Here is a 20256-nt window from a genome sequence, read left to right as displayed (position 1 = left end):
TATGAATGAGATGATTAAGCAATTACAGCATTCACTTGAAAAAGGGTTTATTAATAGAAATCATACGCAGTTCAGCCGTTTTCAGCCTGAGCTTCTTGTGAATCAGCCAGGAAAGCGTCAGGATGTTTTGACTTCTTTGACCGATGAGCTCAAGGCCTGTCAGTCATTTTTGTTCTCTGTTGCATTTATAACAGAAAGTGGGCTGGCAACCTTAAAGTCTTATCTGCTGGATCTTCACGAAAAAGGCATAAAGGGAAAAATTCTTACATCAACCTATCAATACTTCAATCAACCAAAGATCTTTAAAGAGCTACTGAAACTGAAAAATGTAGAAGTTAGAATTGCTGAAGTAGAAGGGTTCCATTCAAAAGGCTATATTTTTCAGCATGATGAGTATTATTCCTTAATCGTTGGAAGTTCAAATCTCACAGCTAATGCGCTTAAAGTGAATTATGAGTGGAATGTGAAAATGAATTCTCACCAAAATGGAGATATTGTTCATCATTTCAGAGATCAGTTTCAAGATATGTGGGATCAGGCAGTTCAATTAAATTCTCAGTGGATTGCACACTATGAAAAAGCTTTTCGTGAACAATTACCGGATCGTGTTGCAGAGTTTCCTGGCACGTATACCGTTAATAAAGTGAAGGACGCACTTGAGATTGACCCAAACAAAATGCAGGATGCTGCACTTCAGGGTATTGCAGATATTAGACATTCAAATGAGAAGCGGGCGCTGATTGTCTCAGCGACAGGAACAGGAAAGACGTACCTGGCTGCATTTGACGTCAGGAGGGTCCGGCCGAAACGAATGCTTTTTGTCGTTCACAGAGAACAGATTCTGAAAAAAGCAAAATCCGATTTCCAGCGTGTGCTTGGTGGAGATGATGCGGAATTTGGCATTCTGTCAGGCACAAGTCGTGATACAACTGCGAAATATTTATTTGCTACTGTGCAAACAATGTCAAAGCCTGAAACAATGGCACAATTTGATACTGAAGCATTTGACTACATATTAATTGACGAGAGTCATAGAGCGGGGTCACAAACCTATCAGCGAATGATAGATTACTTTGAGCCGGCTTTTATGCTTGGCATGACTGCAACCCCTGAGAGAACAGATGGATACGACTTGTTTAAATTATTTAATTACAACATTGCATACGAAATCAGGCTTCAGGAAGCACTCGAAGAAGATATGCTCTGTCCGTTTCATTATTTTGGGGTGACAGACTTAGAGATTGATGGAAAAGAGCGTGAAACAGAGCTGTTCAGTCACCTTTTATCGGAAGAACGTGTAAATCAGATCGTGGAAAAAACAGATTACTATGGTCATTCAGGTGAAAGGATATGTGGCTTGATGTTCTGCAGCTCAAAGCGAGAGGCTTATGCGTTGTCACTTGAACTGAATAAGAGAGGTTACAGAACAGTCGCTCTTACAGGAGATGATTCACAGGAGAAACGTTCTGAAGAAGTCACCAGACTTGAAGATGGACAGCTGGATTACATACTGACAGTCGATATTTTCAATGAGGGAATTGATATTCCGAGTGTGAATCAGGTCGTGATGCTAAGGCAAACAGAATCCAGCATTATTTTCATTCAGCAGCTTGGCAGGGGCTTAAGGAAGCATGATACAAAGGATTTCGTAACAGTTATTGATTTTATCGGTAATTATCAAAACAATTACCTGATTCCAATTGCGCTTTCCGGTGACCGCTCTCAAAATAAAGACGCTGTCAGAAGAAAAATGATTGATCGAAGTTATATTAAAGGCACATCAACCATTAATTTTGAAGCAATTGCAAAAGAGAGAGTGTATGCTTCTATTCAGCAAGCGAAATTAACGCATATTTCTGTTATGAAGGATGCTTATCAGGAGCTTAAAAACAGAATTGGCCGGATCCCGATGATGGAAGATTTTTATGACCATCATTCAATTGATCCGGTGGTGATTGCTGATAAAAAGGATCATTACGGAGCGTTTTTGACGGTGATGAAAGAAGAAACTCCTTTGTTATCGCAACGTCATCAGCAGATACTTACTTTTCTCTCAAAAGAAATACTATCTGGTAAAAGAATTCATGAGGCACTATTAGTCTGGAATTTGATTGAAACAGATAAAATAAATGTTGTGAGATTCGTAGAGATCTTAGAGCGTGAAGGTGCGAGGTCTGACATTAACACATTGAAATCAATGGAGAGGGTATTAAACCTTAGTTTCTTTAAGTCTGCTGACCAAATGAAATACGGTAGCGAGCCATTGATCACGGTGGATGGCGACCACTACACTCTTTCTATGAATTTTAAAGAGTTGTTAGAAGATGATTGGTTTAATCAACTCGTAAAAGATGTACTGATGGTGTCTTTAAAAAGAGGGAAACGTTATGACCAGAGTGTTCCTTTAACCAGACTTCAGAAGTACTCGCGTAAAGATGCGTGCTGGCTGCTGAATTGGGATAAGGATGAGCAGTCTACGATCTATGGATATAAAACCAAGCATAAGACGTGCCCGATCTTTGTAACTTATCATAAGCAGGATGATGTTGAAGCAAGTGTTAACTATAAGGATACATTTATTAATCCGGAAGTTTTTCACTGGTATACAAGAAGTCGCAGAAGAAGGACATCAAGCGAAGTGTTAGAAATTACAGAGTCTCAGCAAAGAGAAAATACGCTGCATTTGTTTGTGAAAAAAGACGACGATGAGGGTGGAGACTTTTATTATGCTGGTGAAGTGACGCCTGATTCTGATTCAGTGGAAGAAACAGTGATGCAAAGCGGCGGTGAAAGCCTGCCGGTTGTAACGATGAATCTGATGCTAAAAGAAAGCATAGACCGTCAAATCTATGATTATCTGCATGAACAAGTATAAAAGCAAAGGGGCTGCCCTTTGCTTTTATACTTTTATCTGGTTCATCACATCTTTAACAGCCGGAACGTCAGCGGGCGCCCAAACTAAAGATTCGAGGTTCTCGCGAGGCATCCAGATTAATTTAGCATGCTCTGTTGTTACCGGTGTCCCTTTAACGAGTTCAGCTTTCAGAGAAATTAGTTCAATGATAAACGAATCATATTCATGTATGTTTTCATTAATTACATCATAAGCTTTGATCTCACATTCAAGCTCTTCGGCGATTTCTCTTTCAAGTGCCTCCTGTAGATTTTCTCCTTCTTCAACCTTTCCGCCAGGGAACTCCCACATATTTGGGATTGCCATATTATGAGCGCGCAAGGCACATAAAATTTCATTTTTTTCGTTCTCAATCACAGCAGCTACAACTTTTACTTTCTTTTTCATATCGACAACTCCTGATCTGTTCATTATAAGTTCATCTTAACATAAGCATACAGCGCGTTAACTCCCAGTCAATTCCTGATATAATAAACACAATGATTTCCCATAAAGGAGCCCACAACATGAAAAGTCTAATCTCCTATTTTAAACAAAGAAAATTCCGAAACCATTTCATTAACACACTCTATGAATTTCACGGATTATTGCTAGCAAATATAAACGAAAAAAAGATCAAGAAGGCACAAAAGCAGAATCAGCCGATTGAGCCGCATTACCTGACGATGATCAGAGCTGCGCGTATTGTCTCAAAGGTGCAGAAGATTTCGGGAGCGCGGGATGGAGCGGAGCTGCTTGCAAATCTGTTATATTCTGAAACAATTCTGATGAGAGAAGTGCTGCAGGCTAAAAAGGATGGGCTGTCGATCAGAAATGAAACGATTCAGGAATCAATTGAGGAAATTGCGATTGGATTTGAGAAGACAGTTGATCATTTCTACGAGCTTCGGACCGAGGGCATGCGTGAGGAAATAAAGATCGGTAGAGAACTCAGAGCGCAGCGGGAACGAATGACAGCGCATAAAAGAATTGAACATAAGTAAAGGGTGTCAGGCGTATGTGCAGCCTGATACCCTTTACTATTTTATCGCTAATCCAGGTGCTTTTTCATAATCAAATCAAACTGCTCTTCATCCCCCATATAAAATGAATGAACGCCCGTTTCAACAAACCCATTTCTTTTGTAAAAGGCAATCGCACCTTCATTCTTCTCCCAAACACCAAGCCAGATCATCGTTTTCTGATGGGCTTTAGCGGTCTGGATCGCTTTTTCAAGCAGATGCCTGCCGAGTCCGCTTTGCTGGTGCGTTTTTCGAATGTAGATTCTTTCTATTTCAAGCGAGCCATCTCCCATTTCCTCAGATTGGGCCGCTTCAACATTTACCTTCAAATAGCCTGCAATTTCATTATTAACGTATACAAAGAAAAAGGTAGAAAGGGGATTGTTCAGTTCAGTTTCTAACTGTTTCAATGTAAATGCTTTATCCAGATAAGCCTTCATATTTTCAGAGCTATTTTGATCCTTGAATGTGTCGTTAAACGTTTCATAGCTGATTTCCTGTAAAACTGATAGATCATCAAGGTTGCAGGTTCTAAATACTATGGTCATGTTTTATCACTCCTGTGTGATTCAATATGTAAGTTGCTTTTTTGATAATATAAAACTAGCACATTTAGATGGAAATACGTAAGAGGAGTGACGCAATGATTCATCATATTGAACTGTATGTATCCAATTTGAAAAAATCCACCGAATTTTGGGGGTGGCTGCTTGAGGAGCTTGGCTACGAACTATTTCAGGAGTGGGAGAGCGGGAGGAGCTGGAAGTATGGCGAGACGTATCTGGTATTTGTGCAGACAGAAGAGCCTTATCTGGACGTTCCTTATCACCGCAAGCGTACCGGGTTGAATCACCTGGCGTTTCACGCAGATTCACGTGAACATGTAGATGAGCTGACGGAGATGTTGAGAGGTAGAGGCGTAACAATTTTGTATGAAGACAGGCATCCTTTTGCAGGCGGAGAGGATTATTACGCTGTATTCATGGAAGATCCGGATCGAATGAAGGTGGAGATTGTGGCACCTGATCTGATCTGAACAATAAAATCCCCCTGTATAGTAAACATAGGGGGATTGCCGTCTTACAGCCACTCCAGCACACGCTGAATCTTCATATCCCAATAAGCCCAGTTATGATCACCAGGCTCCTCTTCATACGTCAAGTCTAATCCGCGCTTTTCAGCAAGCTTCTTAAAACGAATATTATCCTCATACAGAAAATCTTCTGTTCCACACGCCTGGAACAATCGTGGCAGCTCTATTTCAACCGTCTTCACCAAATGCAGTAAGTCATTTTCAGTACCATCAAGCACTGCATGATCGCCAAAAGCATTGTCATACTTCCTGTCTTTTCGCACCCGGTCCGCCATATCAAGCGCTCCGGAAAGCGAAGCCGCTGCTGCAAACTTTTCAGGCTTGCGCAGTGCGAGCTTGAATGCGCCATATCCGCCCATTGACAGCCCTGCTGCGAAAGTGTCTTCTCTTTTAGTGGAAACGGGAAATGTTGCTTCAATAAAAGCAGGCAGCTCCTCGCTAATATACGTCCAGTAGTCATGGCCATGCTTCATATCTGTATAAGCGCTGAGATCCGCACTCGGCATCACTACAGCAATTCCTTTTTCGTTAGCATAGCGCTCAATCGATGACCAGCGCATCCAGCAGGAATAGTCATCTGAAGCGCCGTGAAGCAGATAAAGTACAGGGAACTTCTCCTTACCATAAGAATATGTATGTTCATCTGATAACTTTTTCTGGTCCACACTGATCGGCAATATCACATTCACAGCTGTCTGAATCCCAAGAGCTGTTGATGAAAGATTAATTTCAAATAAAGGCATCGTGATTGCTCCTCTCGAGTAAAAGCTATTTTTTAGCCGGATACTTGATTCCATTCTTCTTAATCTTTTCCCTGATGATCTCCTCAACGTCCAGTTCCAGCACACTGCTAAGAGTCAGCGCATAGATCATGACATCCGCAATCTCATCTTTAATGTTCTCTATATTCTGCTCAATCGCCTGTTCACTGCTTTTCCACTGGAAATCCTCCAGCAGCTCTGAGGCTTCGATAGATAGTGAAATCGCTAAATCCTTCGGGTTATGTGCTGCTCCCCAGTTTCTTTCTTCACGGAAGTCATTGATCGATTGAATGATGGCATCGATTTGGTTCACATGCGTCAGTCCTTTTTTCTTTTTATCGTATCACATCTATTGCGTGCTGATTAATCATTCGACGCCACGTGAAAAATGTAAAATCCATCTTTATTTTTCCTTAAAAATCCATTAAACTATTTTAAAAAGAATACTGGAGTGGTTATATGGATGCTGTTGTGAAATTGGAGGCTTGTGCTTCCTGTGGCCAAATGATAGACGTTCACCCTGGTTATGTGAAGTGGTGTGAGCACTGCCTGGATAATGTCAAAGGAAATAAATCAGAAGAGCAACAGTCCAGGCTGGAACGGATGTATACAGCATTTGGGGAGCGGGCGGGTAAAGCGCTGTATGAAAAAGAGCACAATCGCAGAGCAGAAAAGCCTGCATTCACTGTACAGTCTGCAATGGCATATATACTCGCAACGGGCATTCATTTAATAAGTGCGATCCTGCTGTTGTTAGCAGTCTACTTGTTTATTGCGAAAACTGACAGCATTGCGGCAATCGTGTCAGGCTTTTTGCTGCTGGGGGTTTCCTGGCTTGCGCGTCCGAGGTTACCCGGACTTGAAAAGGGGGAACACATCCTGACCCGTGAAGACTTGCCTGAGCTGTATGAAGTGCTCGACCGGCTTTGCGCGGATATGGGAAGCCGCCAGATTGATGGCATCATCCTGAATGGTGAGTATAATGCTTCTATTCAAATGATCGGTATTAAAAACAAGGTCATTTTAAGGCTTGGTTTGCCACTTCTGTCTGTCCTGGAGGAACAGGAGACTGCAGCGTTAATCGGACATGAAATCGGTCATTTAATTAACGGTGATCTGACAAGGAAATCTTACATAGGCTATGCATTATTTACCGTTTATACATGGATAGAACTGCTGGAGCCGACTTCAGAGCAAATGCAATTTGAGTACACAGTACTTGAGTGGGTAAGTGCATACGTTCAAAAACTGCTGGCATTTTTTCCGAAAGTATTGTTCTACAGTTTACTCTATTTACTTTTTCACAATTCGCAGCGTGCGGAGTATTTTGCGGATGATGTAGCAGCAAAAGTAGCGGGCAGAGAAGCATCTATCAGTCTTATGGAAAAGCTTGGGTACGATCCGGTCTATTATTATGCCATCAGGAAAGCAGCACTCACGGCTAAGCAGTCTTTCTTTGACATTTTGACTGAACAATTTGCTGATATGCCTGATAAAGAAAAGCGCCGTCTGCATAAGATCGGGGAACTTGAAAAATCCAAAATAGATGATACGCATCCGCCAACCTGCTATAGGATCAATTATTTAAAATCAAGAGATTCCCGGGTCCCGATTATTACACCCGATTCCGGTAAAATGAACAAAATCAAACAGGAGCTGGCACCTTATCAGCCTGATATCGGCAGGGGGATTGTTGAAGAGTACAGGTATGATCATGCGTGAAGAATTATTAGAATGACCAGCGGGTATCTGAAAAGATTATCCGCTGGTCATTTTGGTTTGCGTAATTAAATTACAAGTTTTTTGGTCAAAAACAAATACAATCCATCTTCTTTATAACTGTACTCCGTTACTTCATCCACAGCACTTTTCACCAGATCCTCCGCATTCTGCATTGCAACTGAATGTCCTGCAAGCTCAAGCATAGGCAGATCATTCTCGCCGTCACCGATCGCCATCAGGTCACCAGGCGTGAGTCCGTACTCCTTCAGCAGGCTGTTCACACCGGTTGCTTTTGAGATGCCATGTTCCATAATTTCTACGTTATGCATAGAGGATGAAGAGGTTGAAAATTGGTATACTGCAGATTTCTGCTGCAGTGATTGTTTCCAGGCTTCGATTTCCCTGATACTCATACTGAAAAAATAAACTTTTACATTTCCCTCATAGCTTGGCGCTTCTGTCCAGTGAATCAGCTGTTCAACTGCTTCTCTTCTGGAATGAAGCTCGTTTTCCATTAGAGTCTCAGGCTTTGAAGCCCTGAACATATCTTTGAAATAAGCCTGATCTTCTTCAAGTGCAAAACGCTCTCCATGAAGCGGGTGAGCTTCATAATAAATCTTTTTGTCACGCGCATCCTCAATCGCATTTTGCACGAGCCCTGGGTTTAGCGTGTATTCTGCTAAAGTCTTACTTCCTATATAACTGCCCATACCATTCGCAGAAACAATGCCATCGGGTTTTAACTCGTCAGGGAGTACCTCTTCGATTTCCTGTTTTGTTCTGCCCGAAGCAATAAATACGCGTATGTTTTCTTTCTGCTGGAGATGCTGCAGAAGAGAGACTAAGTTCTCTGCCACTTCATTTTCCGCATTTAACAAAGTGCCATCCATATCAAGTACGATTGCTTTTGGTTTCAAGATAAAATCCCCCTTTTCAGTCTTCCTGCTTCAAGTATAATGTCGTTATGAAATGCAGACAAAGAAATGATGAGCCCAATTTGTGTTGAAAGCGCACACACCATTTGGGCCTGAATGTTATTGCAGCAGCTTTGTAAGCGCTTTACAATTGGTTTAAGAAACGGAGGGACTACCTTTGCTGGATCAGAAATCTTACGAGTTTCTTGAAAGACTAACTCAATATCAGCAGATTACAAAGCCTGAAATGATGATGGAGCTGAACTTAACAGAGCGTCAGTTTGATTATTTGCTCGAAAAGGCAAATAGCACACTGAAGATGATGAAGCTGCCGACAGTCATTATGAACAATCAGGTGTTAGTCACAGATGACAAGATTAGAACGTTTATGAAAAAAGAAGCCGCCCTGACAGCAAAAGGGAATGACCTGATCGTTTCTGAGGAAGATCGTCCACTGATGATCTACCTGTATACATTCATTAAGCAGGAGATGATCTCAGGCTATCACTATCAGCTTTTGTTAAATGTCAGTAAAAATACAGCGCTGACTGACGTGAAGAAAACAAAAGAAATGTGCCGGGAGTGGCAGGTACAGCTTGAGTATCAGCGGATGAATGGTTATGTCATCAGCGGGACTGAAATGGATCAAAGAAGATTTGCGATTTATTGTATTAACACATTACTTTCAAAGCCGCTTGGCAAAGAAATTCTGATCACGACACTCAGAGCGTGGCATAAGGACACGGAACTGATAGAGGTTCAAAAAGGGATTGATACATTTTTAAAGGGTCACCCGATTCAGCTTGTCAGAAGCAGAAAAGTGGAGATGATGTATCACTTTATCTTCATGAAAGCACGTGTTGAACATGAAAGTCTTCATTTTGAAGAGGATGAAAAAACGCTTCTAGAGGACCAGGAGATCTTCTCCTACGCAACTGATCTGGCACATCTTTTATTTGAGGAAACTGCTGAGACAGAAAAGTATTTTGTGGCGATTCAATTACTCACTTGCCAGGAGGAATTAAACCCGCAATATCATGCACCTCTTCGAAGACTCTCTGAAAAAATTATAGATGAGTTTGAGAAAAATACGCTGCTGCCTATTCGTCATAAAGCGTATCTGGTTAAAAGCTTATTTAACCACCTTGTACCGACCTTTTTTCGCATCACGTTCAGCATTCCGCTGATCAATCCGATGACGGAGAAAATCAAAGAGGATTATCACGAGTTGTTTCAGTTTGTGGAAAAGTCCCTGTATCCACTTGAGATCTGGACAGGAAAGAAGATCAGCGAAGCGGAGATAGGCTATTTCACCCTTCATTTTGGCGGCTATCTTGAGAATCACAATGATGCTGAAGCTGAGCGGGTCAGAGCTTTGATTGTCTGCTCAAACGGTGTCAGTTCATCAATCATGCTGAGATCTCAGCTGGGTGAACTTTTTCCGGGAATTGATTTTTCGAATGTATATACTACAGAGCATATTGATCAGATGTCCCCGGAGAATTACGATGTGATTTTTTCAACCGTACCTGTTGAATCGGTGAAGCCCGTCTATCAGGTAAAGCCATTGCTGTCGATTGTGGAAAAATCGCACTTGATTCAGGCTGTAGCATCAGCTTTTCCTCAGCTGAATGATAGAAATTTATCAGTAGAACAAATTATGCAGATTGTCAGAAGAAATGCAGATGTAAAAAATGAGAAAAAGCTTATTTCAGAATTAGTCGAGCTTTTATATGCAAATAACACAGAGAAAAGGTGGGAAAAACCAATGCTATCAGAATTATTAACAGAAAAAAATATTCATTTTACAGACGAAGAACTGGATTGGAAAACAGCCATCAGAAAAGCAGCTGAACCTCTAGTGGAATCAGAGGCGGTTGAGCCAAGATACGTGGAAGCCATGATCGGCAATGTTGAAGAGGTTGGTGCTTATATTCATATCGGAAAAGGCATCGCAATTCCTCATGCCAGACCGGATGCCGGCGTTAATCAGGTGGGGATGTCATTCTTCAGAACAAGAAAACCTGTGAGATTACTTGATCAGGAAGAGCATAGTATTGATGTGTTTGTCTGCCTGGCAGCAGTTGATAATGAAGCACATCTAAAGGCATTGGCACAATTAACAAGGATTCTTGGCGATGATGAAGCGCTTCAAACAATTAAGAATGCGACTTCCGCAGAGGAAATTATCAATATTATTAAAAAGGGGGAAGAATAAAATGAAAATTTTAGCGGTATGTGGATCAGGACTTGGAACGAGCTTTATGGTGGAGATGAATATCAATCAGGTATTAGGTGAGCTTGGGATTACAGGTGTGGAAGTATCTCATTCAGATTTAAGTTCAGCAGCCCCGGGTGACGCAGATGTATTTTTCCTTGCGAAGGATATCGCAGAAGGCGGTTCGCACTTAGGAGAAGTGATCGTACTTGATAATATCATTGATATGGACGAGCTGAGAGAAAAAGTACGCAAAATGGCAGAAGAGAGAAACTTAATTTAAAAGGAGAACAGAAAAAAAGAGAGGGTGAGAGCATATGACGGGTGTTTTGACGACTTTGGTGGATATCTTAAGCCAGCCGGCCATTCTTGTTGCGATGATCGCATTGATCGGGCTGATTGCACAGAGAAAAAATCTGTCTGACACGATGAAAGGCACAACAAAAACCTTTGTCGGGTTCCTGGTAATTGCAGCCGGAGCCGGCATTCTTGAAATCGCTCTGATACCGTTTGGCGCGATGTTCGAAGAGGCCTTTAATGTAGCGGGTGTTGTACCGAACAACGAGGCGATCGTTGCCTTAGCGTTAACTGAATACGGTTCAAGTACAGCGCTCATTATGTTTTTCGGTATGATTGTCAATGTGTTTATCGCGCGTTTCACGCGTTTTAAATACATTTTCCTAACAGGTCACCATGCGCTTTATATGGCATGTATGCTTGCAGTCATCATGGCTGTAGCAGGCTTCACAACGATTCCTCAGATTGCAGCAGGTGCTGTTGCACTTGGGATTATCATGACGCTGTCCCCTGCAATTGTTCAGCCGTTTATGAGAAAACTGACAGGTAATGATAACGTGGCGCTTGGACATTTCAGTGCAGTTGGTTATGCATTAAGCGGTCTTGTTGGTAAAGCTGTCGGTGGAAAAGAACCGACATCGACTGAAAAAATTAACTTTCCTAAAGGACTTGGATTCCTGCGTGACAGTACAGTAAGTATTGCGCTGACAATGGTCGTGATGTACTTTATCGTTGCGATTGCAGCGGGTCCTGCATTTATCGAAGCAAACCTGAGTGACGGAACAAACTTCCTTGTCTTCTCTTTAATCCAGGCTGGTAACTTTGCAGCAGGTGTATTCGTCATCTTAGCTGGTGTACGTCTTGTGCTTGCAGAAATCGTTCCTGCATTCAAAGGGATCTCAACGAAGCTTGTGCCGAATGCAAAACCTGCACTTGATGTGCCGATTGTCTTCACATTCGCACCAAACGCAGTATTGATCGGTTTCTTCTCAAGCTTTGCCGGTGGATTATTCAGCATGATCTTCATGGCGCTTGCAGGCAGTACCATCATTCTTCCGGGCGTTGTACCGCATTTCTTCACAGGTGCTGCAGCCGGCGTGTTCGGAAATGCAACAGGCGGTGTCAAGGGAGCGGTTGCCGGTTCCTTTGTGAATGGGATCATTATCTCATTCCTCCCAGTATTCCTGCTGCCGGTACTCGGAGACCTTGGATTTGCCAACACAACATTCTCTGACGCAGACTTTGGTGTAAGTGGTATCTTCTTCGGATCACTTGCCAACTTTGCAGGACCAATCGCAATTGTGATCAGTCTGATTGTGATTCTGCTGCTGATGGCAATTCCATTCAAAAAGAAAGAGAAAACAGCTTAATTAATCATAAAACCGGCTGAGGGGGTTCATTTCGAATCCCGTCAGCCGGTTTTTAGTTATTTTACATCGAGTTCCTTAATCACTCTTGCAGGATTGCCCCCAACCACTACATTTGCAGGAACATCCTTCGTCACAACAGCGCCTGAAGCAATCACCGCATCATCACCAACAGTAATCCCCGGATTGATGACGGCATTGCCGCCAACCCATACATTGTCTCCAAATGTGATCGGCTTCGCATACTCCCTGCCTGAATTCCGTTCAGCTGGATCAAGCGGATGAGTCGCTGTATAGATCTGCACGCCTGGCGCAAGCATACAGTTATCGCCAAAGCGGACTTCACACACATCTAAAATCGTACAATCGAAGTTAGCGAAGAAATTCTCTCCGACGTAAGTATTGTAGCCATAGTCGAAACGGATATTCGGCTCCATATATACATGATTGCCCGTCGAGCCAAGCAGATCCTTCAGCATTTCGACGCGCTGTTCCCCTTCAGATTCAGTTGTCTGATTAAACAGGCGGACTTTCCTTCTTGCTTCCTCACGCTCTTTCATTAAAACCGGATCAGCCGGGTCATACATTTCACCTGCGAGCATTTTTTGTTTTTCAGATTTCATGCGGGTCACCTTTTCTGGATTAATTTTTTATTAGTTTCTCATGTTTGTGGTGGGGTGGCTAGTGATACACCGGTACACTGGGGACTGAGCGTTTCGTTATTAGAATTATTCTAAAAGTGTCGCGCTCAACTCCGTCCCCGCTGTGCCGCCCCTTTTATTTCATGAATCCTTTCAGCACTCCCGCACGTACATAACCTATCAAAGCTATCTGAGATAAAGGGGTATCACAATGAGTCAGTTCAGTGAAAGAAAAACAGTTCAGCCAAAGTCGAAGTTTAAGGTACTGGCCCTGCAGCTTCTTTTTGGTGCGGTGATGGGGCTTTTGATCGCGTCATTTATGGTGAGAGAAGATGTGAGTATAACGTTGGGTGGGGTAACGTTTATTTTACTTATGGCAGTAGTCAGCTTCATTGTCAGCCTCATGATTCATGAAACGGGTCATGCGGTTGGTGGAAAGCTTGGCGGGATGGAAGTGATGAATTTATCTTATGGTCCACTCGTGTATGCAAAATTGAACGGGAAAAGCCGCTTTTTCTTTAAGCTGCCGGCACTGGGTTATATTGGACGTGCCATGATGTGTTTTCCTGACAGGATTCCGGAAGAGGATATGCGGAAAAAGCTGTTAAGATTGATTTATGCAGGCCCGGTTTCAAATATTGTCACTGGTGGCATTGCACTGATGATCACATATTTTATATGGCCATCCGGGATTCTTTTAACATTTGCGATGGTCAGCCTGTTTCTTGGACTGACAAACCTTGCAAATATAGAAACTCCGACCGGTGTGCTGACAGACGGGAAAATGATTTCTATTCTAAAGGGGAAAGAGTCGGGTTCAGAGGTCATCTTAGTCAGTTATCAATTGCTGCAGGAGGATCCGACAGGGACAGGTAACTGGAAGAAAGAAACAGTTGAAAAGGTGGAGCACATCATTAAGCGTTATCCGGACTGGCCGCTTGCCTCATCCCTATTAGCCACAGTAGGATCTTATTATTACACGACTAATCCTGAGTGGTTTCTTGAACTGACCACAGGGAGAGCTTTTAAAGAACGAACGAATGAAGCGGTAGTGCTTCAGGATATGATCGACACTGCAGCGGCTACAGGTCTTTACTTTGCAGGCAGATTAAATGAAGAGCCTGATATTGAAGGGAAACTTCAGCTGATTAGTGATAAAAATGAGGTGTCTCGCTATATGCGTGATGCTTATCTTGCGATTGTTCGTGGTGACAAAGCACAGGCGTTAGACTCACTTGATAAGGTGGATCTCTCCATTGGTGAGTGGCATCCGCTTTATCTTGAAGGGGCTGCAGAACGGAACGTGACGAAGGAGATACGCAACAGGCTGCAAGTTGAACAGGCTCTTTAATAAGCTTACCGGGGACGGAGGTGGTGTATCATTATGGAGTATTCTGCATAAATGGCACAACAGCCTCCGTCCCCGCTGTCTCACCCTCTGCACATCCACAACACCTCCAGCCATCCCATTTTTTCTCACGCCCTCTTATAATAAGGTCAAAACTTCAATACGGGAGGACGATGAACATGCTGGTGTATGATAACAGGTTGTCGGGTGTCCGGGTGCATGCGTTTTCGACTGGTCAGGTTGCTGTGAAGAAGCCGTATCGTCAGTGGAGAGGGGTGGAGGCGCTGCGGATTCCTGCGCTTGTTGCTTCTCCTTCATGGACAGAGTGGCTGCCGATCTGGAGTTATCTTGTGGAGTTTCCTGATATGAAGGTGCTGATTGATACGGGTGAGACGCCTCGTGTGAATGAGGAAGGCTGGTTTAAGGATCATTCGAAAAATGAGTGGCTATTAAAAAGGCTGATTCGCTTTAACATTGAGCCGTCTCAGTCGATTGGCGCTCAGCTTCAGCGGGCCGGCATTGACCCTGCGACCATTGATTATACAATCTTGACGCATTCTCACACCGATCATGCAGGAGGACTGAGTGATCTGACGGGTATCCCTGTGATTATGTCGAGAAAAGAGTTTGATCAGTCCCGGCGCTTCCTGCTTGGTGCTGTATCAGAAAATTGGCCGTCCGGTATTGAGTTCAAACTGACAGATTTTCCTGAGTCAGACGCTTTATTCAAAGGGGCAGATCACTCGTTGCACCCTCAGCTTTCACTTGTATCAACGCCTGGACATACAGACGGACATTTATCAGTCATTGTACGCGATGGCGAGCTGTCGCTGTTCTTTGCAGGTGATGTGACCTTCAATCAATTCCAGTTAGCTGACAAACGGATTCCCGGTATTTCAGCTTCATTTGAACACGCATATGCAACAATGGGCGCCATTCGCTCGTATGCCCTCTACCATCCAACAATCTATCTGCCATCGCATGACCCGGATATTGTCACGAGACTTGATCAGCGGAAGACGCTGACGAGAAGCGAAGTCGTTACGTATACCGGGCAAAGGCCCGTTTAATATAGATGAGACCATGTGAAAGCTGCGTGGTCTTTTTCTATGCGGCACAGTGGGGACGGAGTTGAGTGATTCGTTTTTGTAATCATTCTAAAAGTGGCGCACTCAACTCCGTTAAGATTTATCTCAATAGGAGGTTTACATACGGGCGTTGTGTCGTCACTGCCCGGCGGACGTGCGGTTATTAAGTTACCGGGACACATGACACCGGCGGATTCACAGCATCATATGACAGAAGGTGAAGCCGTCACACTATAGAAGACTGAATCTTTAGATAGTAATGATATAATAGAAGATAGAATTTATATGTAAAAGAAGGAATGTTGTATGAACACATTGCCCCGTCCGCCCAGTTAAGTAATAGCGCGTGAACCGCCGGATCGCCTTTCTCAACAATTAAAGAGAGGGGCGACTGAGCGATGAACGCAAAACGGAATATAAAAGTTTTATATGGTATCAGTTTTTTCTTTTCATTCATCCCTGCCTATGTGATTGAACGGTTGTTCTGGGAAGTGCGGGGAATGTCAGTGCTTGATGTGGTGCTGACAGAGATTATTTTCGGTGCAGTCATGCTGCTGATGGAGGTTCCGTCGGGCGTTTTGGCGGACCGGATCGGCAGAAAGCCGCTGATTGTAACAGGCGTTTTGTTCGAAGGGATAATGTTTGCCATCCTGATTTTTTCAGATTCATTCTGGCAGTTTGCGCTGGCGATTGCTTTTGCTGCAGCCGGAGCCGCTTTTTTAAGTGGAGCCGAAAATGCATTATTGTATGATTCATTAACTGCTCTTAATAAAGAAGACCGCTTTGATTGGTACTTAGGCAGACTGCAGGCAGTCAAAATGATGTCGTTGTTTATTGGTGCGATGTCAGGGAGTTTATTAGCCTTATATGTGCCGCTTGAAGTTAATTACTGGCTGTCACTGATCAGCACGGTAATTGCTTTTATCCTCGCATTTTTATTAAAAGATACAGTCCGTCAAGTTGATGATGTGGTGTACTCCATGTCTGATCAGGTCATTGTGGCAATCAGGTTTTTTAAAAGGGAGCCTGCCTTAGTGTATATTCTCTTTTTAGGCATTGCAGTCGGACTTGCAGCAGGGTTTGTTGAAGAGTTCTGGCAGCTTTATCTTGTGGATGCTGGGATCGGCCTATCATTTTTCGGATTGTATTATGGGGTAATTCTGGTCGTTCAAATACCCGGTGCGCTGGCTGCTCACGCGTTAAGAAAAAGATTCAGGCGTGAGAGTCTTCTTACAGGCGTTATTTTAGCTGGTGCAGCGGCGCTGATTTTTTCAGCATTTCAGGTGAACTGGCTGGGTGCTGCAGCGATCATTCTCTTTTTACTCGCTGCCGGTATGACAGAGCCGTTAATCCTGGGCGCGCTTCATGAAAAAGCAGATAACGGAATCAGAGCCACCCTTGAATCCTTTCAATCATTGGTTTTTAATGCAGTTCTGATTGTAGCTGGTACAGGATTTGGTTATATTGCGACTCAGTTCACACTTGCGACAGGCTTTATGTTTCTGGCCTTATTCAGTGTGGTTCCACTGGTGGTGAGAATGTATCGTCAATTTAATCATGAGTAAATGAGAAAGCAGTCTGCGGGCTGCTTTTTTGTTGTGCACAGCGGGGACGGAGTTAGGTGATTCGTTTTTAGAATGATTCTAAAAGTGGTTCACTCAACTCCGTCCCCGCTGTGCCGCTAAAAATAAATGAAAATAATTCTCAATTATCTATTGATAATCGTTTTCATTTATAATACAATCATATTGCAAATGAAAATCATTATCACTAAAAGGAGTTAAGAAAATGAACAAAAAGTTATTGTTATTTATTGTTGCATGTCTGGTTTCTGCTTTCGTACTTGCAGCTTGTGGCGGCAGTGAGGAAGAATCAACGGATGCAACTGAATCAGATAATGGGAGTGCTTCAGAAGAAACTGAGTCTGAAGGCGGCGCGATTGAAGTTGAGCATGCGATGGGTACGACTACTTTAGAAGAAAAGCCTGAACGTGTTGTATCGCTTTATCAGGGCGCAACTGATACTGTGCTTGAATTTGACGTAACCCCGGTTGGCGTTGTTGAGTCCTGGGTACAGGTACCAATGTATGATTACATAAAAGAAGACCTTCAGGACGTGACTTATGTGGGGCAGGAAACGCAGCCTAACCTTGAAGAGATTGCAGCTTTAGAGCCGGATGTGATTTTTGCTTCACAGATCCGTCATGAAGAGATTTACGAGCAGCTTTCACAGATTGCACCAACAATTGTAAACGAAACGATTTATGATTTTAAAGAAACAACGAACCTGATTGGTCAGGCGCTTGGTGAAGAAGAAAAGGCTGAAACGCTTTTAGCTGATTGGGAAAGCCGTATTGGTGACTTCCAGGAAAAGATCGCTTCTAATGAAAATTGGCCGATGAGTGCGGCTGTATTGAACTATCGTGCAGATCACGCACGTATCTATGTAACTGGCTTTGCAGGTTCGATTCTGCAGGAAGCAGGATTTGAAGAGCCGATTGAACTGCAGGGTCAAAATGAAGAAATCGTGATGTTAAATGATAAGGAAGCCATTCCACAGATGAATGCAGACGTGTTCTTCCAGTTCATGGAGGATACACCGGATGTACAGAACACATTTGAAGATTGGACGGCTCACCCGCTTTATCAGAACCTTGAAGCTGTGAAGAATGAGAATGTATTTACAGTAGATGAGGTTGCATGGAATATGGCTGGCGGCTTGCAGGCTGCGAACCTGATGCTTGATGATATGTACGAATATTTTGAGCTTGAGGAATAAGAATTGAGTGAAGGGGGAGGCATATTGCGTCCCCTTTTTCTCATGAAAGAAGAGGCGTTATCATGTTACGTTCCCCTATACTGAAACTCATCGGTCTGATCAGCTTGATCGCAACTGTTATCTTTCTGTTTCTGACAAGTCTGGCTGTTGGTCAGACGGCAATTCCCCTGTCTGAAACGTGGGAAGCGATTATCAGCTATGATCCGAATAATACAAACCATCTTATTATCGGTACCTCACGTCTTTCCAGAGGACTGATTTCTTTAGTGATTGGTATGAACCTTGCGCTTGCAGGGGTTTTTGTACAGGCGCTGACGAGAAATCCGCTTGCTGCACCTGATCTGTTAGGGATCAACGCCGGCGCAATTTTCTTTATTGTATTTGCGATCACCTGGCTTGAGGTTTCATCGCTTTCAGGTTATATGTGGTTTGCGTTTTTAGGCGCTGCCATAGCCGGAGGGACTGTGTTTTTCCTTGGAAGTCTAGGTCGTGATGGCCTTACACCTATTAAGGTTATTCTGGCAGGGGTTGCATTGTCAGCCTTATTTGTATCATTTACACAGGGCATGCTCGTACTGGACGAGCAGTCGATTCAGACGGTTCTCTTCTGGATCTCAGGCTCAGTTGCAGGACGCGACCTTGACATGCTGATGTCTGTTCTTCCATTTCTGTTAACTGCTCTAGTTATCAGTTTGTTTATGGCGCGGCCGATGGGGGTTTTCTCATCTGGTGATGATGTCGCAAAAGGACTTGGGCAGAAGGTATGGCTGACAAAACTTGTGATGGGCATGCTGGTCATCGTGCTTGCAGGCGGTTCAGTTGCTGTTGTTGGCTCAGTTGGTTTTATTGGATTGATTGTCCCCCACATGGCTAAGAGTCTTGTCGGTAATGATTACAGGTGGATCCTGCCATACAGCGGTCTTTTAGGAGCGGCAGTTTTGCTTGCGGCAGATATTATCGCCCGTGTGGTGATCGCGCCTCAGGAAGTACCGATTGGTGTGATGACCGCATTAATAGGTGGACCTTTCTTTATTTACCTTGCTAAAAAAGGAGTGTCGAAACGATGAAGCAGTGGACATTCCGTTTATTTAACGATCGTGTATCGATTCAGCTTTCGGGACGCTGGCTGATGATAACAGGGATCTGGTTACTGGCAGTGATGACCGTATTTTTAGTCAGTCTCTCATCAGGAAGTAACTGGATTCCAATCACTGAAGTATTTATGCAGATCACAGGACAAACTGATCAGCATGCATTTGTTGTAGAGACACTCCGCCTGCCGCGTGCGCTAATGGCGATTTTAGTTGGGGCGGCACTGGGTGTAGCTGGTCTGATCCTGCAGAGTCTGGTGAGAAACCCGCTTGCTGCACCTGATATTATCGGGATTACAAGTGGTGCCTCTTTAGGGGCGGTCACTTTCATTTCATTTGGTGCAGGGATCATCAGTCTGCAATATTTACCTCTTGCAGCGATTGCAGGCGGCGTACTTGCGGCTCTGCTGATCTATCTGATTTCCTGGAATAAAGGGGTAACCCCGATCAGGCTTGTGCTGATCGGGGTCGGGTTGTCTGCCATCATGAAGGCATGTGTGACGTTCATGCTGGTAATGAGTGATACGGCTACTACTACACAGGCCTATATATGGCTGACTGGCAGTATTTACGCTGCCTCATGGAGTGAAGTTACTTCAATGATCTGGTGGCTGCTCATCCCGATTCCGTTTTTAATCGTATTTGGCAGGGGACTGAATGTGACAGAACTTGGTGAGGATTTTTCAGTCAGTGTAGGGATCCGCGTGCAGCTCCAGCAGTTTATCTTTTTAATGTGCAGTGTGATGCTCGCAGGAACTGCAGCCGCTTATGCGGGAGGAATCGAATTCGTAGGCCTGATGGCGCCTCATATCGCAAGACGCCTCGTTCATCGTTCATTCCCGGGACTTGCTGTACTGACGGCGCTCATTGGTGCATTTCTCGTGCTCATTGCGGATCTTGTGGCACGCACAATATTTCTACCGCTTGATATTCCGGCAGGTGTATTCACCGCTGCAATCGGCGCACCATTCTTCCTGTACCTGCTGTTTCGCTACCGGAACCAGTAATGTGATGACTAAACGT

General features: G+C 43.7%; 19 protein-coding genes. 13 read left to right on the top strand and 6 right to left on the bottom strand.

Annotated elements, in window-relative coordinates:
* The first annotated feature begins 1 nt into the window (after position 1).
* A complete protein-coding gene (locus DH10bf12_RS02905; protein ID WP_471737120.1) occupies positions 2 to 2875 on the top strand; it encodes a DEAD/DEAH box helicase in 2874 nt (957 codons plus the stop codon).
* 24 nt (positions 2876 to 2899) lie between these two features.
* Here DH10bf12_RS02905 and DH10bf12_RS02900 read toward each other — a convergent pair whose 3' ends face one another.
* Entirely contained in the window at positions 2900 to 3301 is a 402-nt protein-coding gene (locus DH10bf12_RS02900) for a (deoxy)nucleoside triphosphate pyrophosphohydrolase (RefSeq protein ID WP_471737119.1), read from the bottom strand.
* A 119-nt stretch (positions 3302 to 3420) separates the two neighbouring features.
* Here DH10bf12_RS02900 and DH10bf12_RS02895 point away from each other — a divergent pair, with 119 nt between their 5' ends.
* Complete coding sequence (locus tag DH10bf12_RS02895; RefSeq protein WP_471737118.1) at positions 3421 to 3897, top strand: hypothetical protein; 477 nt, start codon at positions 3421 to 3423, stop codon at positions 3895 to 3897.
* 47 nt (positions 3898 to 3944) lie between these two features.
* On the opposite strand, the gene paiA is transcribed toward DH10bf12_RS02895, so the two are convergent.
* The gene (gene paiA, locus DH10bf12_RS02890; protein ID WP_471737117.1) at positions 3945 to 4463 is read right to left on the bottom strand and encodes a spermidine/spermine N(1)-acetyltransferase; all 519 of its coding nucleotides are present in this window, start codon (positions 4461 to 4463) and stop codon (positions 3945 to 3947) included.
* A gap of 95 nt (positions 4464 to 4558) precedes the next feature.
* Here paiA and DH10bf12_RS02885 point away from each other — a divergent pair, with 95 nt between their 5' ends.
* Complete coding sequence (locus tag DH10bf12_RS02885) at positions 4559 to 4951, top strand: VOC family protein (protein ID WP_471737116.1); 393 nt, start codon at positions 4559 to 4561, stop codon at positions 4949 to 4951.
* 44 nt (positions 4952 to 4995) lie between these two features.
* Here the strand turns inward: DH10bf12_RS02885 and DH10bf12_RS02880 are convergent, their stop codons facing one another.
* Positions 4996 to 5751, bottom strand: coding sequence for an alpha/beta hydrolase (locus DH10bf12_RS02880; RefSeq protein ID WP_471737115.1), 756 nt, complete (start codon positions 5749 to 5751; stop codon positions 4996 to 4998).
* Positions 5752 to 5776: 25 nt separating this feature from the next.
* Complete coding sequence (locus tag DH10bf12_RS02875; protein WP_039812614.1) at positions 5777 to 6082, bottom strand: nucleotide pyrophosphohydrolase; 306 nt, start codon at positions 6080 to 6082, stop codon at positions 5777 to 5779.
* A gap of 146 nt (positions 6083 to 6228) precedes the next feature.
* Between DH10bf12_RS02875 and DH10bf12_RS02870 the strand changes: the two genes are divergently transcribed.
* Positions 6229 to 7491, top strand: a complete 1263-nt coding sequence (locus DH10bf12_RS02870; protein ID WP_471737114.1) for a M48 family metallopeptidase — start codon at positions 6229 to 6231, stop codon at positions 7489 to 7491.
* A 65-nt stretch (positions 7492 to 7556) separates the two neighbouring features.
* Here the strand turns inward: DH10bf12_RS02870 and DH10bf12_RS02865 are convergent, their stop codons facing one another.
* Entirely contained in the window at positions 7557 to 8408 is an 852-nt protein-coding gene (locus tag DH10bf12_RS02865; RefSeq protein ID WP_471737113.1) for an HAD family hydrolase, read from the bottom strand.
* Between the two features lie 175 nt (positions 8409 to 8583).
* Here DH10bf12_RS02865 and DH10bf12_RS02860 point away from each other — a divergent pair, with 175 nt between their 5' ends.
* The 3 genes from DH10bf12_RS02860 to DH10bf12_RS02850 are packed head-to-tail and all read left to right on the top strand — an operon-like array spanning position 8584 to position 12290.
* Positions 8584 to 10623 carry a BglG family transcription antiterminator gene (locus DH10bf12_RS02860; protein ID WP_471737112.1) on the top strand — a complete coding sequence of 680 codons (2040 nt, stop codon included), beginning with the start codon at positions 8584 to 8586 and terminating at the stop codon, positions 10621 to 10623.
* A gap of 1 nt (position 10624) precedes the next feature.
* Positions 10625 to 10906 carry a PTS sugar transporter subunit IIB gene (locus DH10bf12_RS02855; protein WP_471737111.1) on the top strand — a complete coding sequence of 94 codons (282 nt, stop codon included), beginning with the start codon at positions 10625 to 10627 and terminating at the stop codon, positions 10904 to 10906.
* Between the two features lie 34 nt (positions 10907 to 10940).
* Positions 10941 to 12290, top strand: coding sequence for a PTS ascorbate transporter subunit IIC (locus DH10bf12_RS02850; RefSeq protein ID WP_471737110.1), 1350 nt, complete (start codon positions 10941 to 10943; stop codon positions 12288 to 12290).
* A 56-nt stretch (positions 12291 to 12346) separates the two neighbouring features.
* Here the strand turns inward: DH10bf12_RS02850 and DH10bf12_RS02845 are convergent, their stop codons facing one another.
* Positions 12347 to 12910, bottom strand: coding sequence for a sugar O-acetyltransferase (locus DH10bf12_RS02845; protein ID WP_471737109.1), 564 nt, complete (start codon positions 12908 to 12910; stop codon positions 12347 to 12349).
* A 229-nt stretch (positions 12911 to 13139) separates the two neighbouring features.
* Here DH10bf12_RS02845 and DH10bf12_RS02840 point away from each other — a divergent pair, with 229 nt between their 5' ends.
* The 6 genes from DH10bf12_RS02840 (at position 13140) to DH10bf12_RS02815 (ending at position 20240) form a co-directional block, all read left to right on the top strand.
* Complete coding sequence (locus tag DH10bf12_RS02840; RefSeq protein WP_471737108.1) at positions 13140 to 14279, top strand: M50 family metallopeptidase; 1140 nt, start codon at positions 13140 to 13142, stop codon at positions 14277 to 14279.
* A 176-nt stretch (positions 14280 to 14455) separates the two neighbouring features.
* Positions 14456 to 15346, top strand: coding sequence for an N-acyl homoserine lactonase family protein (locus tag DH10bf12_RS02835; protein WP_471737107.1), 891 nt, complete (start codon positions 14456 to 14458; stop codon positions 15344 to 15346).
* Positions 15347 to 15762: 416 nt separating this feature from the next.
* Positions 15763 to 16929, top strand: coding sequence for an MFS transporter (locus DH10bf12_RS02830; RefSeq protein ID WP_471737106.1), 1167 nt, complete (start codon positions 15763 to 15765; stop codon positions 16927 to 16929).
* A gap of 223 nt (positions 16930 to 17152) precedes the next feature.
* Positions 17153 to 18142: an ABC transporter substrate-binding protein gene (locus DH10bf12_RS02825; RefSeq protein ID WP_471737105.1), complete on the top strand. Its 990-nt coding sequence runs from the start codon at positions 17153 to 17155 to the stop codon at positions 18140 to 18142.
* A gap of 62 nt (positions 18143 to 18204) precedes the next feature.
* On the top strand, positions 18205 to 19209 hold the full coding sequence (locus tag DH10bf12_RS02820; RefSeq protein ID WP_471737104.1) for a FecCD family ABC transporter permease: 1005 nt from the start codon (positions 18205 to 18207) through the stop codon (positions 19207 to 19209).
* Entirely contained in the window at positions 19206 to 20240 is a 1035-nt protein-coding gene (locus tag DH10bf12_RS02815) for a FecCD family ABC transporter permease (protein WP_471737103.1), read from the top strand. Before DH10bf12_RS02820 ends, DH10bf12_RS02815 begins: the two co-directional genes overlap by 4 nt.
* Positions 20241 to 20256: the final 16 nt, after the last annotated feature.

This window comes from Jeotgalibacillus sp. 10bf12 (assembly GCF_055597105.1).
The sequence above is the reverse complement of the archived record's forward strand: the minus strand, read 5'-3'. Positions and strand labels throughout refer to the sequence as shown.